Origin of the sequence: Cohnella kolymensis (assembly GCF_000829465.1) — a bacterium.
In the GTDB taxonomy this organism is placed as follows: Bacteria; Bacillota; Bacilli; order Paenibacillales; family Paenibacillaceae; genus Cohnella; species Cohnella kolymensis.
In genome coordinates this window covers 42674-61216 of record NZ_JXAL01000020.1, presented here as the reverse complement: position 1 = coordinate 61216, position 18543 = coordinate 42674, and the positions used below count along the sequence as shown (strand labels likewise).

The 18543-nt window shown below is 53.8% G+C and carries 17 protein-coding genes and 2 pseudogenes; 16 read left to right on the top strand and 3 right to left on the bottom strand.

Features of this window, described 5'->3' with window-relative positions; genetic code table 11:
* The first annotated feature begins 377 nt into the window (after positions 1–377).
* From SD71_RS13070 to SD71_RS13025, 11 genes are all read left to right on the top strand, one after another.
* Positions 378–1592 carry an ABC transporter substrate-binding protein gene (locus SD71_RS13070; protein ID WP_041063901.1) on the top strand — a complete coding sequence of 405 codons (1215 nt, stop codon included), beginning with the start codon at positions 378–380 and terminating at the stop codon, positions 1590–1592.
* A 96-nt stretch (positions 1593–1688) separates the two neighbouring features.
* On the top strand, positions 1689–1997 hold the full coding sequence (locus SD71_RS25600; protein WP_268747740.1) for an ABC transporter permease subunit: 309 nt from the start codon (positions 1689–1691) through the stop codon (positions 1995–1997).
* Between the two features lie 17 nt (positions 1998–2014).
* Positions 2015–2578 (top strand): branched-chain amino acid ABC transporter permease, encoded by a 564-nt coding sequence (locus SD71_RS25595; protein WP_268747739.1) that lies wholly within the window; start codon positions 2015–2017, stop codon positions 2576–2578.
* A 2-nt stretch (positions 2579–2580) separates the two neighbouring features.
* Positions 2581–4392 carry a branched-chain amino acid ABC transporter ATP-binding protein/permease gene (locus tag SD71_RS13060; RefSeq protein ID WP_041063899.1) on the top strand — a complete coding sequence of 604 codons (1812 nt, stop codon included), beginning with the start codon at positions 2581–2583 and terminating at the stop codon, positions 4390–4392.
* On the top strand, positions 4364–5071 hold the full coding sequence (locus SD71_RS13055) for an ABC transporter ATP-binding protein (protein WP_041063897.1): 708 nt from the start codon (positions 4364–4366) through the stop codon (positions 5069–5071). The genes SD71_RS13060 and SD71_RS13055 overlap by 29 nt, the downstream gene beginning before the upstream one ends.
* Positions 5072–5101: 30 nt before the next feature.
* The gene (locus SD71_RS13050; protein ID WP_041063895.1) at positions 5102–5524 is read left to right on the top strand and encodes a hotdog family protein; all 423 of its coding nucleotides are present in this window, start codon (positions 5102–5104) and stop codon (positions 5522–5524) included.
* Positions 5525–5528: 4 nt separating this feature from the next.
* Positions 5529–6218, top strand: a complete 690-nt coding sequence (locus SD71_RS13045) for a CoA transferase subunit A (protein WP_041063893.1) — start codon at positions 5529–5531, stop codon at positions 6216–6218.
* A gap of 19 nt (positions 6219–6237) precedes the next feature.
* Positions 6238–6900, top strand: a complete 663-nt coding sequence (locus SD71_RS13040; protein WP_041063891.1) for a 3-oxoacid CoA-transferase subunit B — start codon at positions 6238–6240, stop codon at positions 6898–6900.
* A 44-nt stretch (positions 6901–6944) separates the two neighbouring features.
* Complete coding sequence (locus tag SD71_RS13035) at positions 6945–7718, top strand: 3-hydroxybutyrate dehydrogenase (RefSeq protein ID WP_041063889.1); 774 nt, start codon at positions 6945–6947, stop codon at positions 7716–7718.
* 31 nt (positions 7719–7749) lie between these two features.
* Positions 7750–8925: an acetyl-CoA C-acetyltransferase gene (locus tag SD71_RS13030; protein ID WP_041063887.1), complete on the top strand. Its 1176-nt coding sequence runs from the start codon at positions 7750–7752 to the stop codon at positions 8923–8925.
* A 74-nt stretch (positions 8926–8999) separates the two neighbouring features.
* Entirely contained in the window at positions 9000–10343 is a 1344-nt protein-coding gene (locus tag SD71_RS13025; protein ID WP_041063885.1) for a DRTGG domain-containing protein, read from the top strand.
* A 3-nt stretch (positions 10344–10346) separates the two neighbouring features.
* Here the strand turns inward: SD71_RS13025 and SD71_RS13020 are convergent, their stop codons facing one another.
* The 3 genes and pseudogenes from SD71_RS13020 to SD71_RS13010 form a co-directional block, all read right to left on the bottom strand.
* On the bottom strand, positions 10347–10637 hold the full coding sequence (locus SD71_RS13020; RefSeq protein ID WP_041063883.1) for a YtpI family protein: 291 nt from the start codon (positions 10635–10637) through the stop codon (positions 10347–10349).
* A gap of 93 nt (positions 10638–10730) precedes the next feature.
* Positions 10731–11219, bottom strand: a complete 489-nt coding sequence (locus tag SD71_RS13015; RefSeq protein ID WP_041063882.1) for a hypothetical protein — start codon at positions 11217–11219, stop codon at positions 10731–10733.
* A 9-nt stretch (positions 11220–11228) separates the two neighbouring features.
* Positions 11229–11554 (bottom strand): annotated as a pseudogene (locus tag SD71_RS13010) (YtrH family sporulation protein).
* A gap of 148 nt (positions 11555–11702) precedes the next feature.
* Here SD71_RS13010 and SD71_RS13005 point away from each other — a divergent pair.
* The 5 genes and pseudogenes from SD71_RS13005 to accA all read left to right on the top strand — a co-directional run bounded on the left by SD71_RS13005 (position 11703) and on the right by accA (position 18499).
* Positions 11703–15244 (top strand): annotated as a pseudogene (locus SD71_RS13005) (DNA polymerase III subunit alpha).
* Between the two features lie 244 nt (positions 15245–15488).
* A complete protein-coding gene (locus SD71_RS13000) occupies positions 15489–16226 on the top strand; it encodes an alpha/beta hydrolase (RefSeq protein ID WP_041063880.1) in 738 nt (245 codons plus the stop codon).
* Positions 16227–16328: 102 nt separating this feature from the next.
* Positions 16329–16517, top strand: coding sequence for a glutamate decarboxylase (locus SD71_RS12995; protein ID WP_041063878.1), 189 nt, complete (start codon positions 16329–16331; stop codon positions 16515–16517).
* Positions 16518–16677: 160 nt separating this feature from the next.
* Positions 16678–17544, top strand: coding sequence for an acetyl-CoA carboxylase, carboxyltransferase subunit beta (gene accD / locus SD71_RS12990; RefSeq protein WP_041063876.1), 867 nt, complete (start codon positions 16678–16680; stop codon positions 17542–17544).
* The gene (gene accA, locus SD71_RS12985; RefSeq protein ID WP_041063874.1) at positions 17534–18499 is read left to right on the top strand and encodes an acetyl-CoA carboxylase carboxyl transferase subunit alpha; all 966 of its coding nucleotides are present in this window, start codon (positions 17534–17536) and stop codon (positions 18497–18499) included. The genes accD and accA overlap by 11 nt, the downstream gene beginning before the upstream one ends.
* Positions 18500–18543 lie beyond the last annotated feature (44 nt).

Here is an 18543-nt window from a genome sequence, read left to right as displayed (position 1 = left end):
CGGCGGCGTGTCGGACGGAGTTCTGCGGGAGATCGTACAAAAATTAGACTAACGGCGGCGGTGGGACAAGTTTCTGCAGGAGGTCGTACAACAATTAGAGTGCAAACTGTCGCAAATTTAAGACATATCGCGTTCGTGCGACTATCATGATAACGCTTACAGAGCAAGGCAAACGTTCAAAGAGGTGTCGCGTATTTGCGACATATCTTTTTTGTATACATAAAAATTAAATGTTACTTTGCCGGCCCGTGCCTCAAGAACCCTAGGTAGATCTGCGTTTTTCAGAGGTTATGAGCATTCTGAAATATTTTGGCACGGTTCTTGCTCTTAACTTATTACGTAAGAAAAACTTAAATTATTGAAAGGGGTTTCAAGCTTTGAAAAAACTCGTGTTGAACTTTTCGTTGTTAGCGATTTTGTCAGCTTTGCTATTATCGGCATGCTCTCCAAAAGTGAATGAGGGAGGAGCGGCGAGCGACGCACCGAGCAATACAGCCAGCCAAGAGCAGTCCAAAGATGCGATCAAAATCGGCGCTGCCATTTCCATGACCGGCGGAACGGCATTGTTCGGTGAAGGCGTGAAACGCGGCGCCGAGCTGGCGATCGAAGAATTCAACGCTGCGGGCGGTCTCAACGGACAGAATGCCACGCTCGTCTTGTATGACGACGAAGCCAAGCCCGAAAAATCGGTCGAGGTTGTTCAAAAGCTGATTAACCAGGACAAGGTTGTCGCATTGATCGGTCCGGCCAACAGCGGTAACGCTACGGCACATATCAAGTTCACGCAGGAAGCCAAAATTCCGGAGATCATTCCGGTTGCCACGGGAAGCGCGATTGTGGCCACTTATGCCAAAGAGCCGAAAAACTACATTTTCCGCGTATCCGCCCTGGACAGCGTTCAAGTAGGCGCCATCCTGAAGGAATTGGCAGGCAAGCAAGGCTTGAAGAAAATCGGCGTTATTCACGATACCGAAGGTTACGGACAAGGCGGAAAAGCGGACATCATGAAGCAAATGAAAGAGAACTACAATTTGGAGCCTGCCGCTGTCTCCGCATTCGATCCGAAGGAATTGAACCTGGAGCAAGCTGTACGCGATATGAAGAAGGCGGGCGTTGAAGCCGTCATGTTCTACGGATTGGCTCCGCAATCCGCTAAGCTGCTGGAAGCGCGCAACAAAGAAGGATTGGACGCTCCGATCTACGCGACATGGGCGACAGGCGATCCTACGGTAGTGAAGCTGGTAGGTGACTTGGTCAACAAGAACGTATTTTTCGTCCAATCGTTCACGGTCGACCAATCTGACAAGTCGAAAGCGTTCGACAAGAAGATCATCGATAAATACGGTGAAAATGTGTTCCCGGTAGCCAGCGCTCAAGGCTATGACAGCGCGAAATTGATTTTGGAAGGCATTAAAAAAGCCGGTGCGTTGGACGGTGAGAAAATCCGCGACGCGATTGAAAATATCAATGATTTCGAAGGCGTTACGGCGATCAAGAAGCAGCCGTTTACGAAGGAAAATCATGAAGCTTACGGTCCGGACGATGTATTCATCGGAACTTACAAGGACAGCAAGGTCGTGAAAGCTTCATAAGCCGCTCGTTCCCCTTGCGGGGGCAGGTGAAGGGAGTCCGCAGCGGACTCCCTCACCATGCTGGCGCATCAAGTTCAGAACTGAGGAGGCAGCGTCATGGATTGGTTGCAAGCCGTGCTAAACGGATTGGTATATGGAAGTCTCTACGCAATCATTGCCCAAGGTTATTACATTACCTTCGTCACAACGAACGCGATGAATTTCGGACAGGGCGACTTCGTCATGGTAGGCGCGTTGACCGGAGTAAGCGTGTTCGGCGCCGCCGCGACGTCCGGCCTGCCGATATGGGCTGCATTCCTTTTAGCGGTCTTCGCGGTGGTTTTGTTAGTAGGTTTGGCAGGCTGGGGCTGGAGCAGGTCGCCATACGACCGCTCAAAGGCTTCCATTCGATCGGCTGGATCTTGAGCACGGTTGCCGTTGCCATGATCACGCGCAACGTCGCCATGCTGATCTGGGGAAGAGATGTCGTGTCGGCAAAGTCGCCGTTCGGCAACAAGGTGATCGACCTGGGCGTGGTGCGCATATTGCCTCATGAGCTCTTCGTCTTGATCGGCGGTGCGGTGCTGATGGCAATCCTGTACTTTTTTCTCAAAAAATCTTTCTTCGGCAAAGCGTTGGAAGCCGTGGCTTTCAATAAGAGTGCAGCTTCTTTGATGGGGATCAACCCGCGGCTCATGGCGTCGATTGCTTTCATTATCTCGGGCGCGCTGGCGGGAGCGGGAGGCATTATGGTCGGTCCGCTCGTCAATCCGGGCGCTTTTATCGGGGTATTCCTGGGACTCAAAGCGTTCGCGGTAGCGATTATCGGCGGTCTGGAAAATCCGAAGGGAATTTTGATAGGAGCTCTGCTGCTCGGTGTGCTGGAGAACGTATTCGCGATGTACAGCACTTCTCTTAAAGATGCCGCATCGTTCATCCTGATCATCGGCATTCTGGCATTTCTTCCTCAAGGCCTGTTCGGAAAACGCTACAAGGAGAAATTTTAATCATGAGAAGTTTACGTTGGCTTATCGTTCAGATTGGGCTTCCGTTGGCCGTGATCTATGCTTTTCCTTGGGTGTTCAATAACGGCTATTACATTCATATGGCTCAAACCTTCCTGATCACTTATATCGTCATCGTCGGATTGAACCTGCTCGTCGGATTATCGCATCAACTGTCGCTCGGACACGTCGGGTTTTATGCAATCGGAGCCTATTTAACGGCTATTATCGGAAAAACGCTGGGCTTGAATTTTTTTGTGAGCATTCTGCTCGGGAGCCTGGTGGCAGCCGCATTCGGAGCGGTCGTGGCATTGCTGTCGCTTCGTTCCAAAGGTCCTTATCTGGCGATGGTTACCATTGCTTTCGGGGAATTGATCGGCATTATCTCCAATCGATGGATCGACGTTACGGGCGGGCCGGCGGGCTATTTTCCGAACGCGGCTTCATTTTTCGGCTATACGCTGCAACCCTATGAATATATGTGGTTTATCGGTTTGCTCGCGGTTCTTTTCACCGCCGGGATATCCAATATTTTTAAAGGCCGCTTCGGACGTACGTTCACCGCGCTCGGCAACAGCGAGGTCGCGTCGGAGGTGCTCGGAGTCAATGTGCGCGGGTGGAAAATTCTGCTCGCGATCAGCGCATTCATGGCCGGTGCGGGCGGCGGATTGTTCGCTCACCAGAACGGATTTATCAGCAGCTCCTCATTCGAATTTCATCAGTCTATTTTGTTTATAACCGGGGTCATCATCGGGGGCGCCGGAACGAAGTGGGGTCCTGTCGTCGGAACCGCAATCATTGTTTTGCTGCCGCAATGGTTCTCAAAATATGTAGACTATCATTTGTTTATTTTCGGCGGCATTTTGCTGCTCTGCTTGCTGCTTCTGCCCAATGGAGTTGTCGGTGAGCTGTCGAAGCTGCCCCTGCTCCGGAAGTGGCTCGGCCGCGGCGACCGGAACGAACGGAAGCTTGAACTGAATAAAGCGGCGCCGCTCATGGAGCTTCCTGAAGCAAAGGACGGCACTATTCTTGAATTGGGTAAAATTCGGATGCAGTTCGGCGGACTCAAGGCTGTAGACGATGTGGATATAGAAATAAAAGGCGGTACCGTTCACGGGATTATCGGTCCGAACGGCTCCGGCAAAAGCACCATGGTGAATGTACTGAGCGGTGTGTACATGCCGACAGGGGGATCTATCGTCTGGCAAGGCAAGAACATCACCAAATTTGCGCCGCATCAGATCGCCAAACATGGCATTACCCGAACTTTTCAAAATTTACAGCTGTTCAATGAGCTTACTGTCATTCAAAACGTATTGATCGGCTTTCACCGTCATTTCCGTTCCGGTTTTCTAGCCAATCTGGTGCACACGGCCAAAGTATCGAGAGAAGAGAAAGAGTTTTACAACAAAGCTTACGACTTGCTGAGGATCGTCGGTTTGGAAGACAGGGCTCATGAGACCGCCGCGGATCTCTCTTACGGCGAACAGCGTTTGGTAGAAGTCGCGAGAGGCTTGGCTCTGCAGCCTTCGCTGCTCATTCTTGACGAGCCGGCGGCAGGCGCCAGCAACGTGGAAATTGACAAGATCAACGATGTCATCAGGCGTCTCAAAAAGTCAGGGCTTTCAATCATCTTGGTGGAGCATCACATGGAAATCGTCATGAACATCTGCGACACGATCACGGTTCTGGATTTCGGTAAAAAGCTGTGTGAAGGCACCCCGGAGTTCATTCAAAACCATCCGAAAGTAATCGAAGCGTATCTCGGCGGAGAAGAGGTGAACGAGCTTGTTAGAGGTAAAAAATCTATCGGTTAATTACGGGCATGCCTCAGCTTTGCGCGGGATCAATCTCCATGTGGCGAAGGGTGAAGTCGTAGCTGTCGTAGGACGCAACGGCGCAGGCAAGACGACGCTGCTTAAGGCGATAACCGGCTTGGTCAAATCGCGCGGACAAGTATCTTATGACGGGCAATCGATCAGCGGTCTGAGCGCCCATCACATTGTGAGAAAGGGTATCTCTCATGTGCCGCAGGGACGGCAAGTATTCGGCGACCAGACGGTAGAGGACAACTTGCTTCTCGGCGCGTTCACCATCCGGGGCGACAGGAAAAAAGTGAAAGAGCTGATGGAGAAAGAGTATGAGCGTTTTCCGAGATTAAAAGAAAGACGCGACCAAGCGGCGGGCACGCTTAGCGGCGGTGAGCAGCAGATGCTGGCCTTGTCGCGCGCGCTCATGTCGGAACCCGAGTTTTTATTGTTGGATGAGCCTTCGATGGGTCTCTCGCCTTTGTATGTGAAGCATATTTTCGATACGTTGATCCAGCTCAAGCAGGAAGGCAAAACGATCCTGGTCGTCGAACAGCTGGCAATGGCCGCTTTGTCGATATCGGATCGAGCTTATGTGCTGCAATCGGGAGAAGTGAAAACCCATGGCGCATCGGAAGAAATGCTTGAAAATGACGAGATTATCAAGACGTACTTGGGTATCGCCTAACCGTCGCGAAGACCATGGAGGACTCATCCGATGAAGTCAATCATATTCGATTTGTCGCTGGGTGATCAGAAAGAGGATAACGTCATGTTCGGCGAGCAGGAAGTGAGCCGGTTTCGGGAGATGATCGGGCTGCCCGTCAGCTTGCCCTTAACGGGAGCGGGCGGTTTGGTAGAGCCGCAGCTGCTGGCAGGCCGGGCTTTCGCCGGAGTTGCGGATCTTTGCAGCGGATTCCCGATCGTTCCGATCCAGCAGGAGGTTATCTTTATCGAAAGTGTCCGGCTCGGCGAGCAGATCTGCCTGAAGGCGGAAGTGATCGATATTGAACAATCCAGGGGATGGATCACCTTTTCATTGGAAGCGGTAAATTCGGACGGGAACGCTGTGATGGCCGGGCAGATCGTGGTGTCATTCAACGACAAAGGTAATGCCGGCAAAAATGCGAAGAGGGGTTGAGCAGATGAAGCCTGTCTTTACGTCCTATGAAGAAGCGGTTCAGGACATTCCGGACGGAGCGACGATCGCGGTAGGCGGTTTCGGTCTTGTCGGCATTCCCGAAAACCTTATCCTGGCATTGGTGGACAAAGGTGTGAAGCAGTTAACCGTGATCTCCAATAACTGCGGCGTTGATGATTGGGGACTGGGTTTACTCTTGAAAAACAAGCAAATCAAAAAGATGGTCGGCTCCTATGTCGGCGAAAATAAAGAGTTCGAACGCCAGGTATTGGCGGGTGAAATCGAGATTGAGCTCATCCCGCAAGGGACGCTTGCGGAACGTTTGCGTGCCGGAGGCGCCGGCATTCCCGCCTTCTATACGCCGGCAGGAGTCGGGACCTTAGTGGCGGAAGGCAAGGAAACACGTGAGTTTGACGGAAAGGAATATTTGCTGGAAAAAGCGCTGACCGCGGATTTCAGTCTGGTAAGGGCGATGGCAGGCGATCGTATGGGTAACCTGGTCTACAACAAAACCGCCAGAAACTTTAATCCGATGATTGCGGCCGCCGGCAAAGTAACGATAGCTGAGGTAGAAAATCTGATAGAGACAGGGGAACTGGATCCGGATCGGATCCATACGCCGAGCATCTATGTGCAGCGGCTCATTGCAGGCCGCCAGCAGAAAAAGATCGAGCGGCTCACCGTGCAAAATTAAGCGGGACGGAGGGAATTCGATGAGTCACGGCAATATGAGGGAGAGAATCGCCAAACGCGCCGAAAAAGAGATCCAAAGCGGCAGTTACGTCAATCTGGGAATCGGCATGCCTACGCTTGTGGCCAATTTTATAAGCGGTGACAAGCAGGTGATCCTTCAATCGGAAAACGGGCTGCTCGGCATCGGGCCGTATCCGCGCACGGAAGACGTCGATCCCGACTTGATCAATGCCGGGAAAGAGACCGTTACCGCCATATCCGGAGCTGCATATTTCAGCAGTGCGGAGTCGTTCGCGATGATCCGCGGCGGCCATATCGACATTGCGATTTTGGGAGGCATGGAGGTTTCCGCGAGCGGGGATCTGGCCAACTGGATGATACCCGGCAAGATGATCAAGGGAATGGGGGGAGCGATGGACCTTGTTCACGGAGCCAAGAAGATAATCGTCATTATGGAGCACGTCAATAAAGACGGTCAGCCGAAAATCCTGAACGAATGCTCGCTGCCTCTTACCGGTAAAGGCGTGGTGCACCGCATCATTACGGACAGGGCGGTTCTTGACGTCACACCGGAAGGTCTCAGCTTGGCGGAAGTTGCTGCGGGCTTCACCGTGGACGATATCCTTCAGTCGACGCAGCCGCCGGTGAGGGTTGGGGAGAACGTCGTATTGGATGCATTTTAACCACACCCGTTCGCATAATTTCAAATCAAAGGGAAGTGCGGCAAATGTCGAGGCAAAAAAGAATCGTATTGGTCACCGGAGCGGCTCGAGGAATCGGGTATTCCATCGCCGAAGCTTTCGCCGCGAACGGCGATCAGCCGATCATAGCGGATTTAGCTTTAGCCGACGCACGGAATGCGGCAGGAATTCTGGCTGAAAAATACCGCTGCAGGGCGGAGGCGTATGAGCTCGATGTTGCGGATCCGCAATCTGTGCAGGCTTTCGTTAAGAATGTGACCGACAAATGGAAAAGGATTGACGTCGTCGTCAACAACGCCGGATTGCAGCACGTGGATCCGATCGAGAATTTTCCGGTTGAACAGTGGGATAAGTTGATTAATGTCATGTTAAAAGGCCCTTTTCTGATGACGAAATATGTGATTCCGCAGATGAAAAGCCAGCAGTACGGCAGAATCATCAATATATCCTCCGTGCACGGCAAATTGGCTTCCCCGTACAAGTCCGCGTATATCTCCGCCAAACACGGAGTTGTGGGCTTGACGAAGACCGCCGCGATAGAGCTGGCCGAGGACAATATCACCGTGAATGCGGTAATGCCCGGCGTCGTAGATACGACGCTCATTCAGGATCAGCTGCAGAAGCTGGCCGACGAAGACGGCACGTCAAAGGAAGAAGCTCTGCACACGCACCTGCTGAAGAAGCAGGCGATCAAGCGGTTTATCAAGCCGGAGGAAGTTGCCGCTTGCTGTATTTTTCTGGCTTCGGACGGGGCGGCCTCCATCACAGGCGATACCATCAGTGTGTCGGGCGGTTGGTGAGTAATCCGTTAATTTTGGGAGGGAGAGCAAGATGAGGAATGTCGTAATCACAAGCGCGTTGCGTACACCTGTCGGTTCTTTTGGCGGCGTGTTCAAGGATCTGCTTCCTTTGGATCTGATCGTGCCGGTCATTCAGCAGGCGATGGAGCACAATGGGCTAAGTCCAGAGGATCCCGACGAAGTCATTCTGGGGCACTGCATTCAGCGCACCGACATGCCGAATACGGCACGTACCGCGGCGCTTGCAGCAGGTCTGGCGGATACGGCCACGGGGTACACGATTCAGCGCCAGTGCGCATCCGGCCTGCAGGCGATCATCTCCGGCGTCATGCAAATCCAGACGGGAGTATCGGACATCGTGATCGCCGGAGGCGTGGAAGCGATGAGCTCAAGCCCCTATGTGCTGAAGAACCATCGTTTCGGCGCGAAGATCAAGCATGGCGAAGTCACTGATACCGTTTGGGAGATTTTAGAAGATCCGATTCATAAAATCATGATGGGCGAAACGGCGGAAAACTTGGCGGAAGCGTATCAGATCAGCCGGGAAGAACAGGATGAACTCGCACTGTTAAGCCATCAACGGGCGCTTCACGCGATCGACAACGGTTATTTCGAGTCGCAGATCGTTCCGATTACGCTGAAAAAACGGTCGGGGGACGAGATTGTGACCACGGATGAGCATCCGCGGAAGGATATTTCCCTTGAGAAGCTCGCCAAGCTGCAGCCGACGTTCCGCAAGAACGGCACGGTTACTGCGGGCAACGCATCAGGCCTCAATGACGGAGCGGCCGCTGTCATTCTTATGAGCGAAGAGAAGGCGCAAGAGAAAGGGCTGCAGCCGTTAGCCAGAATCTCCGGCTTCTCGGTAGCCGGGGTAGACGCAAGAATGATGGGACGCGGCCCGACGCCTGCCATACAGAAGGGTTTGGAACGAGTCGGCTGGAAGCTGGAGGACGCCCAATTGATCGAGATCAATGAAGCGTTTGCGGCTCAGTACCTGACAGTCGAAAAAGAGCTGGGCCTTGATCGAAGCAAGGTCAATGTAAACGGAAGCGGAATAAGCCTGGGTCATCCGATCGGATGTACAGGCGCGAGAATTACCGTGAGCCTTGTCCATGAACTGCGCCGCAGAGGGCTTTCGAAAGGAATCGCCTCACTTTGCGTGGGCGGGGGAATGGGAGTATCCTTGTTCGTTGAAGCTTATTGAGGCTGTGAAGCAAAGCTTGCCATATCATTGGCGAGCTTTTTGTTATAATAGAGTCAAAAAAGCGGGGGCGCGCGATGTCCGGTAATGAGAACAATACCGCAGAACTGACGAAACACGAGCAGCTGCTCCAATATATACGCGAGCTGGCTGTCGGCACGAAAGTGTCCGTCCGTCAGATGGCCAAGGATCGGAGAGTATCGGAAGGCACCGCCTATCGAGCTCTGAAGGAAGCCGAGCAATTGGGTTATGTGAGCACGAAAGAACGGATCGGCACGGTGCGTGTGGATCGGAAGCGGCGCAGCAATCCGGATCAATTAACGTTCTCGGAGGTTCTGGACATCGTTCAGGGCAGCTTGCTGGGCGGTGGCGAAGGACTCGAGAAAACGCTGCATAAATTCGTTATCGGAGCTATGGAGCTCGGTGAAATGATGGGTTACATCGATGCAGGCAGCCTGCTGATCGTAGGGAATCGGGAGAGCGCGCACCGTGTGGCTTTGGAGCATGGAGCGGGGGTGCTGGTGACGGGGGGATTCGGAACGAGCGAAGAAGTGAAAACGCTGGCTGACGAACGCCAGCTTCCGATCCTGACGTGCCGGCATGACACTTTTACCGTTGCCTCTATGATCAATAGAGCGATGTATGACCGGCTGATCAAGCGCAAGATTGCCATGATCGCGGATTTGATGGAGCCTTCAGACAGGCAAGGAACGTTGAAACAATCCGCTTCCGTTGCGGATTTTTTGAAGCTGAGCGCGGAGACGGGCAGCGGGCGTTTCCCTGTAACCGACGAGTGGAACAGGGTTGTAGGCATGATTACGGCCAAAGATACGGCGGGCGCTGCGGCCGGGCAAACGGTGGACAAGCTGATGACTCGCCGTCCGATGACGGTTACGCTGAACACTCCGCTCGCTGCGGCGGCTCATCGGATGTTATCCGAAGGCATCGAGCTTCTGCCCGTGGTAGACCGGCAGCGTAAGCTGGTCGGCTCGGTGAGCCGGACTCAGGTGCTGCGCGCCTTGCAGTTCACCAATCGGCCGGCCCAAATGGGCGAGACGTTCGACGCTCTCATGTGGAGCGGCTTCACGGAGCGCAGGGATGAGGAGAACCGGCTGTCCTTCGCCGGCCCGGCGACTCCGCAGATGTCCGGCCCGCTCGGCACGATATCCGAAGGCGTGCTCGCTGCCCTTATGCAGCAGGCCGCGGCTCGGGCTATAGGGGATCTGCTGAAAAGGGAACACATCATGGATAATATGACGACTTACTTCCTCCGCACGGTGCCGATCGATGCAAGCATCTCGTTCGTCCCGCACATTATTGAAGCGAGCAGGCGATATGTAAAAGTGGAAATCGAAGCGGTGCAGGACGGGGATGTCGTCGCCAAGGCGATGATGACGGCGCAGACGATCGATCCTGTTTAATAATCACGACTTGCTGAAATGGGAATGGTTGCGCAGCCCGGCGAACAGGTTGAACAGCCCGAGCAGCATGAACAAAGCGCCGATGACAACCCGCACCGTGGACCCGCTGAACAGGAACATCTGGATCACTGCGATGAAGATCAGCATGAGGCCCATGCTTATGTTCATACGGGCGGCATACAATCCGCGCAGTCTTGCGTCGGCTGTCCGGCGCGCACGGAAGCTGAACACGGCGGAAGCCGCAGAAGTAACGACAATGAGGGCGGCGAACACCCATAACAATACATCAACCAACAACAAACAACTCCTTCATGGACAGTCGTCAATACCGCCACTAATTGTAACATAAGGAGCCGGGTCAGCGCTCTTTGTCGCGATAGCGGGTTATTAAGATACATGTACTCTCGCCTCGACCCAAATCTGCAGAACACCGTCGACCACAAGCACCGTTTTTACGATTACCATGTAGTCCTTACCTTCAATATCATCATAAATTTTCTCATGCAACAATGTTCGGGCGAACGAGGCGTCGGAATCGATATGGTATATGCTGCGGCCGACGAAGATCTCCAAGTCCCTTTTAAGCCTCTTTTTCAATTCCGTCTCCGTCAGTATGTCGATTTTCGTCTTGCCCGTCGGCTCTACGACGTACGCTATTATTTTCTTCACTACATTCTGATTCCGGTTCTTCTCGATTTTAAGATCTTCCCGGAGAATGTTCAGCTGCTCCTCGAGCTTGATTTTTTCCTCAATGACACGGTTAAATTGATCGTTCTGCAGTCCGCTGTATACGGCGCTGCCGACGACGATTCCGCAGACGAAAAAAGCCGTAATCTGCATAAGCTTCTGAAATCTATCGAATGAAGGCACCCGCATCGGCAGCCGTCACCCCCCGTCCCGGCACATCCATTGAACGAGTTCAGTGCCCATGTGCGCACCGAGAAAAGCAAAAAGTATGATGCCGATCTGCTGGATGGCCGGCGACAGCTGCCCCTCCGCTACGTGGTGCTCGATGATCCGCATCGGATCGATGGTTCCTCCGACGGCTGCTACGAGCGCCATATTTTCAAATGCCCCGCGACCTGCAGCATCTTGACTTTCGGAGGGGCCCACAAGAATACCGATCCCACACCCGCCAGCAAAGCACCGCCCATCACCACCCCGAATGCTATAAAAAAGCAGAATGCCGCTTTCGTATAGAAATCTTCCATGTCCATCGCCTCCACTTAAGTGCGACCGCAGCAAGCAGCGCCTGCAACGTCTGCGCTTGATCTTCACTATCATCCTATGGGACGGGTCTATGCCCTTATGATACAATTAATAAAAGAGAGTTTATGACGGAAAAGAAGGGGTATGCGGATGTGCGATTTCGTTCATTTACACGTTCATAGCGAATACAGCCTGCTGGACGGCGCGTCGCGCATCCGCCAGATGACGGCCAAGGCGGCCGAGCTCGGGATGAAGTCGCTCGCGCTCACCGACCATGGCGTTATGTATGGGGCGATCCCTTTTTATAAAGCGTGCCTGGAGCAGGGAATCAAGCCTATCATCGGTATGGAGGCTTATATTACTGCGGGTTCCCGGCTGGAGAAGAATTCCCGCAAGGAGCAGCCGATCTATCATTTGACGCTGCTTGCGAAGTACGAGATCGGTTACCGCAACCTGATGAGACTGAGCTCCATCGGGCATTTGGAAGGTTTCTATTATCGGCCGCGAATCGATTTCGAGGTATTGTCGCAGTACGCGGAAGGGCTCATCTGTCTGAGCGGATGTATGAGCTCGGAGCTGTCACAGCATCTGTTGGCGGATCGGTATGACGAGGCAAAGGCTACGGCGGTCAGATATCGGGATTTGTTCGGTGAGGATTATTTTCTGGAGCTTCAGGATCACGGGATTCTTGACCAGAAAAAAATATCGGCGGGTGTGCTGAAGATTGCGGAGGAGACGGGAATTCCGCTGGCGGCGACGAACGACTCGCACTATTTGTCCGAGGACGACCACGCTCTTCAGGATGTATTGCTGTGTATCGGAACCGGTAAAACTTTGGACGATCCTGACCGGATGAAAATCACCACCAATCAGCTGTATCTGAAAAGCGGCGAGGACATGGCGGCTTTGTTCCGTCACGTGCCTGAAGCGGTGGCCAATACGGTGAAAATTGCCGACAGATGCAGCCTTGAATTGGATTTCGACCGGCATATCCTGCCTGCTTTCTCTCCGCTGCCGGAAGGGAGTTCCGCCGGTCATTATTTGAGAGAGCTGTGCGGCAAGGGCTTGCAGGAACGTTATGCGGGCACGGCGGAATGGGAGAATGCCGAGTTCCGCACGAACGCTGAGCAGCGACTGGAGTATGAGCTGAGAGTAATCGGCGAGATGGGATTCGACGATTACTTCCTGATCGTGTGGGACTTCATCCGGTTTGCGCATGAGAAGGGAATTGTGACGGGACCGGGACGCGGATCCGCTGCAGGCAGCCTGGTTGCTTACGTGCTCAAAATCACCGACGTAGATCCGCTGAAGCATAAGCTGCTGTTCGAGCGGTTCTTGAATCCGGAGCGGGTGAGCATGCCCGATATCGATATCGATTTCAGCGACGAACGGCGGGACGAGGTCATCCGTTACGTCGTCGAGAAGTACGGAAGCGAGCATGTGGCGCAGATTATTACGTTCGGAACGTTGGCCGCGCGGGCCGCAGTGCGGGATGTGGGACGGGTCATGAACCTGCCTTACGGGGAAGTGGACAAGACGGCGAAGCTGATCCCGGGAGCGCCGGGCATGTCCATCGAGCGCGCGATGAAGGAAAGTCCGGAATTCCGCGCTTTGGCGGAAGGGACATCGGATGCTGCCGAACTTGTCGCGATGGCTCGCCGGGTCGAAGGCATGCCCCGGCATGCTTCGACGCATGCGGCCGGAGTTGTCATCTCGTCCGATCCTTTGACCGATTATGTGCCGCTTCAGGAAGGTACGGACGGCGTTCCGTTAACCCAATACTCGATGGAGAATCTCGAGGCGGTAGGACTTCTCAAGATGGATTTCTTGGGGCTCCGCACATTGTCCATTATCGAACGCACTTTGCGTTGGATACGCGAAGAGACCGGCGAGGAATTGCGCTGGGACAAAATCCCGTATTCGGACGAGCAGACTTACGAGCTGATGGGCCGGGGAGATACAACGGGAATTTTTCAGCTGGAGTCTTCCGGAATGCGGCGGGTACTCAAGGAAATGAAGCCGTCCTCTTTCGAGGACATCGTATCGGTGGTTGCGTTGTACCGCCCGGGGCCGATGGAGTTCATCCCGCAGTTTATTCAGGGAAAACACGGCTTGATCAAGGTGGAATATCCGCATCCGATCCTGGAACCTATTCTTGCGGACACCTACGGCATTATCGTCTATCAGGAGCAAATCATGCAGATCGCATCCGTCATGGCCGGCTTCACTTTAGGTCAAGCGGACTTGCTGCGGCGTGCGGTCAGCAAAAAGAAACGGGAAGTGCTGGATGAGCAGCGGGCATTTTTTGTGCGCGGGAGCGTCAAGCAGGGTCACAGCGAAGAGGACGCCAACCGGGTGTATGATTTGATCGTCCGGTTTGCGGACTATGGTTTCTGCCGCGCGCATGCTGCCGCTTATGCGGTGCTGGCGTTCCAGACGGCTTACTTGAAGGCGCACTATCCTGTTCCGTTTATGGCGTCCATGTTAACCGCAGTGATCGGCAACCAGCGCAAAACGGCGGAATACGTGGACGAATGCCGGCGAATGGGCATTGCCGTTCTGCCTCCGGATGTTAACGAAAGCGGCGTCCTGTTCACGCCTGTCAGGCTGCCGGAGCCCGGGACGCCGATGCGGGTGCGATCCGGTATGGCATGGCAGGGGTGAAGAATGTTGGGACCCAAGCGATTGACAGCGTTCTGCGGGAGCGTGAAAAGGGGCGGTACGAAAGCCTTAGCGACTTCTGCAGGCGTGTGGATCCGCGGGTTTGCAACAAAAGGGTTATTGAATCGCTGCTGTTGGCCGGCGCGATGGATTCGCTGCCGGGCCATCGTTCGCAGCAATTGGCCGCATTGGAGCCGACATTGGAAGCGGCGGCCGCCTGGCGCAAGGAGCGCGAAGAGCTGCAGATCGAGCTGTTCGATTTCGAGGAATCGCCGAATTGGAATGTGGATTTGCCGGAGGTGCCTCCCTATACGGCATCGCAGACGCTGGAATTTGAGCGGGATTTGATGGGACTGTATCTGTCAGGTCATCCGCTGGATGTTTATGACGATTTAATGGATGAATTGAAGCTGGACCGGTTGGTCGATCTCGCTGAAGCGGCGGACGGCGCAACCGTGTTCACGTCCGGGATGATTGTGTCGATGAAGCCCTTTATTACACGGAAGGGACAATCGATGGCCTTCCTCGAGCTGGAAGATCGCATTATGGGAGCGGAGTTGGTGGCGTTCCCGACGGTGTGGAAAACTGCCGCATCGTTCGTGGGCAAAGGCTCGCTCGTGCTCGTCAGGGCGAAAGTGCAGCAGGGAGATGAGGATTACAAGCTGCTCGCGGACGACATCCTGCCTCTGGATGCGCCGGATTTGCGCGCTCAAGCCGCAAGGCTTCGGCGCCTTGCGCAGCAGCCTCGGTACAATGGCGCCGGTTCGTCTGCCGGAAAGCCGCCGGCTGCGGCGAAACCGGCTGTGCAGCGTGTGTTCATCCGGATCGACGAAGACCGCGAGCAACCGGCCGTCTTAACCAGTCTGAAGTCGCTTTTAACCGGACATTCGGGCCAGCTGCCGACGGTTTTGCGATACCAGCGCGAACGCCGCACCGTGGCGCTGAGCGATGACTATAAAGTTCAGCCGTCGCCGGAGCTGTTGTCAGCGATCGAGAAACTGATGGGCGAAGGCAGTGTGAAGGTAAAGTGATGGTGCTGGAAAAGAGGCGGACTTGATAAGCCCATTTTGTCCGCATCAGCGGGAAATTGATTACGGCATGCTGCGTTTAAGGTCATTTTGGGCGTATCCTCCGGGCATAATGGTTCATCTTGAGTCCAAAGCCTGCTGATAAGTCCATTTTGTCCGCATCTGTATGAATCGGTGTAATACATCGTCCATCTTAAGGACATTTTGGGCGTATGAGCTCGTTACATTTGGTGGGAGAGTGAAATTTATGGCGTTCATTCAATGTGAATTTTTTTCAGAGACTTTGCAGATCTCGGCTGCGATGAATGTCATTTTACCGCAGGACAAAGACCGGCTGTTCCCGACACTGTATCTTTTGCACGGCCTGTCGGACGATCATTCGGCATGGGTGCGGCAAACTTCGATCGAACGTTATGCTCTGTCGCGGGGAATTGCGGTAGTCATGCCTGCGGTTAACCGGAGCTTTTATACCGATATGAAGCACGGAGCCAAGTATTGGACCTTTGTGACCGAAGAGCTGCCCGGGCTGGCAAGGTCTTTCTTTCCTTTATCTTCGAAAAGAGAGGATAACTTTGCTGCGGGATTATCCATGGGAGGTTACGGCGCCATGAAGTGGGGAATGACTCATCCTGACCGGTTGGCGGCGGTTGCCAGCTTATCCGGAGCTGTTGACGTGCAAAGTTGGGCGGACGAACGCGGCGGGGAAGATGCGAGCAATGTGTTCGGGGAAGCCTCTTCCATCCCGGGATCGCCTGCGGACTTGTTCACTCTGGCTGAACAAGTTGTGAGCCGACGGCCGATTCCCCTGTTGTATCAATGCTGCGGCACGGAAGATTTCCTGTATGAAGATAACGTTCGTTTTCGCGACCATTGCCGGAAGATCGGGCTTCCGTTGACGTATGAAGAAGAGCCGGGCGATCACGAATGGGGCTACTGGGATACGAAAATACAGAGGGTTCTGGATTGGCTTCCACTGCGGCGCTGAGTCTCGTTTGGTTGCTAGTCTAGCGGCACCTGTGCTATGATTTCTTTATTGCGTCACGATTTTCTTACTAATGATTGAATACGAAATTGGGGGTACCGCTTCATGTGGACGGTCATCTACATTGCGCCGACCGCTAAGATCGCCGAACGAATTCAGAAGCGACTGACCGAAGAAGGATTTCTTGTGCAGGTACGCCCCATCAACCTTACCAAACCCCAGTACGAGATATTGGTTCCATCCGGAGAAGTGCGGGAAGTGAAAGAGGTGCTCGTCAGTATTCTGCACCTGTAAGCCAGCAGTCGTTCCGTCATTTGCAGCACCGGACATGCGGATGTATTCCACGAAAGTCTATCTATAAACGATAGACTGCCGAGACGATGCCCCGCCTTCTTAGAGCCGGCGAATCCGTGTGATCAGGACGGCCGCCATTTTCCGTTTGTGAGGTGTCGCTGTGTTTAAGGATTTATTTCAAAAGAAAAAATATGCCGTCGTTCCATCGGAGCGGACGAAAAGAGATATTCCCGAAGGATTAATGAACCGTTGTCCGAAGTGCGGGACGATTCAGTTCAGCAAAGAGCTGGAGAAGAACCTCAAAGTCTGTTCCAACTGCGGACATCATTTTCGACTGAACGCCTGGGAGCGCATTGCGATGACGCTCGATGAGGGGCGTCTTTTTGAGATTGACGAAGATTTGGTATCGGAAGATCCGCTTACTTTTCCGGGGTATGCCTCCAAGCTGGCACAGCAGAAAGCAGCGTCCGGGCTGAAGGATGCCGTTATTACCGGCCATGGTGAAATCGGCGGATTCCCGGTTGTTGTCGGCGTCATGAGCTTCGACTTCTTCAGCGGGAGCATGGGTTCGGTCGTAGGCGAGAAAGTGACCCGGGCGATCGAGCTGGCGATCGAGAAGAAGCTCCCTCTCATCCTTTTCTCAACTTCCGGCGGCGCCCGGATGCAAGAAAGCATCTTAAGCTTGATGCAGATGGCCAAGACCAGTGCGGCGCTTGCGAAGTTCAATGACCAAGGCGGCCTGTTTATTTCGGTATTCACCGATCCTACCTTGGGCGGCGTTTCGGCAAGCTTCGCAAGCCTGGGCGATTACAACTTGGCGGAGCCCGGAGCCATTGTGGGTTTTGCCGGACGGATCGTGATCGAACAGACCATTCGCCAGAAGCTGCCCGACAATTTCCAAACCGCCGAATTCAACCTGAAACACGGTCAACTGGATAAAGTCGTTCATCGCAAAGAAATGAAATCGATGCTGACCAAGCTGCTGGATATGCATGCGTGGAAAGGAGAGCCGGCCGATGTCCAATGAGCTGCCATTTGAACGGCCGCTTGCCGAACTGCGTAAGAAGATCGATGAGCTTGAGCGGTTCGGCTCCGAAAAAAACATCGATTTCACAGATGAGATCGGCAGATTGGAAGAGCGTTACAAACAGCTGGAAGAAGAACTGTTCAGCAACTTGACCGCGGCGCAGATTATGCATATGGCACGCCATCATCAGAGGCCAACCTCGCTTGACTACATAAATACCGTCTTCACGGATTTCGTCGAGCTGCATGGCGATCGCCTGTTCGCTGACGATTTGGCGATCGTCGGAGGCATCGCCAAGCTGAATGGCGTTCCCGTGACGGTTATCGGCCATCAGCGGGGTAAAGATACAAAGGACAACATTCAGCGGTTTTTCGGCAGTCCTCATCCGGAGGGCTTTCGCAAGGCGCTGCGTTTTATGCAGCAAGCGAATAAATTCGGCCGGCCGATCATCACTTTCATCGATACGAAGGGCGCATACCCGGGAGATACCGCAGAGGAACGCGGACAGTCCGAAGCGATTGCCCGCAATCTTCGCGAGATGGCGATTTTCGGTGTGCCGATTATTTGCGTCGTCATCGGGGAAGGCGGAAGCGGCGGGGCGTTGGCGCTGGGGGTAGGCAACCGGGTTCTGATGCTTGAAAATGCGATTTATTCGGTTATTTCGCCGAACGGAGCCGCTTCAATTCTGTGGAAGGACGCGTCCAAAGCCGATCAGGCAGCCGAAGCGATGAAAATTACAGCCAAAGACCTGTTGGAATTTGGAGTAATTGAAGATATTATTCCTGAACCGCAGGGCGGAGCGCATCGCGATCCGGCCATGCAAGCGGAGTCGATCCGCGAAGCGTTAAAGCGTCATTTGCAGGAGCTGCTCAAGATGACTCCCGAACAACTGATGGAAGACCGGTACCTGAAATTCCGCAAGGTCGGCCGTTTCGGTACCGCAGAACAGGACTAGCTCAATAGATAAAGAGACAGTGGATGGATAAAACGGAGGCAAAG

Coding starts and splice junctions, on each gene's coding strand:
- SD71_RS25595 (WP_268747739.1), top strand. CDS start 2,015: ATGATCACGCGCAACGTCGCCATGCTGATCTGGGGAAGAGATGTCGTG.
- SD71_RS13025 (WP_041063885.1), top strand. CDS start 9,000: ATGTCCGGTAATGAGAACAATACCGCAGAACTGACGAAACACGAGCAG.
- SD71_RS12995 (WP_041063878.1), top strand. CDS start 16,329: ATGTGGACGGTCATCTACATTGCGCCGACCGCTAAGATCGCCGAACGA.
- SD71_RS13040 (WP_041063891.1), top strand. CDS start 6,238: ATGAGTCACGGCAATATGAGGGAGAGAATCGCCAAACGCGCCGAAAAA.
- SD71_RS13060 (WP_041063899.1), top strand. CDS start 2,581: ATGAGAAGTTTACGTTGGCTTATCGTTCAGATTGGGCTTCCGTTGGCC.
- accA (WP_041063874.1), top strand. CDS start 17,534: ATGTCCAATGAGCTGCCATTTGAACGGCCGCTTGCCGAACTGCGTAAG.
- SD71_RS13000 (WP_041063880.1), top strand. CDS start 15,489: ATGGCGTTCATTCAATGTGAATTTTTTTCAGAGACTTTGCAGATCTCG.
- SD71_RS13035 (WP_041063889.1), top strand. CDS start 6,945: ATGTCGAGGCAAAAAAGAATCGTATTGGTCACCGGAGCGGCTCGAGGA.
- SD71_RS13045 (WP_041063893.1), top strand. CDS start 5,529: ATGAAGCCTGTCTTTACGTCCTATGAAGAAGCGGTTCAGGACATTCCG.
- SD71_RS25600 (WP_268747740.1), top strand. CDS start 1,689: ATGGATTGGTTGCAAGCCGTGCTAAACGGATTGGTATATGGAAGTCTC.
- SD71_RS13015 (WP_041063882.1), bottom strand. CDS start 11,219: ATGCGGGTGCCTTCATTCGATAGATTTCAGAAGCTTATGCAGATTACG.
- SD71_RS13050 (WP_041063895.1), top strand. CDS start 5,102: ATGAAGTCAATCATATTCGATTTGTCGCTGGGTGATCAGAAAGAGGAT.
- SD71_RS13030 (WP_041063887.1), top strand. CDS start 7,750: ATGAGGAATGTCGTAATCACAAGCGCGTTGCGTACACCTGTCGGTTCT.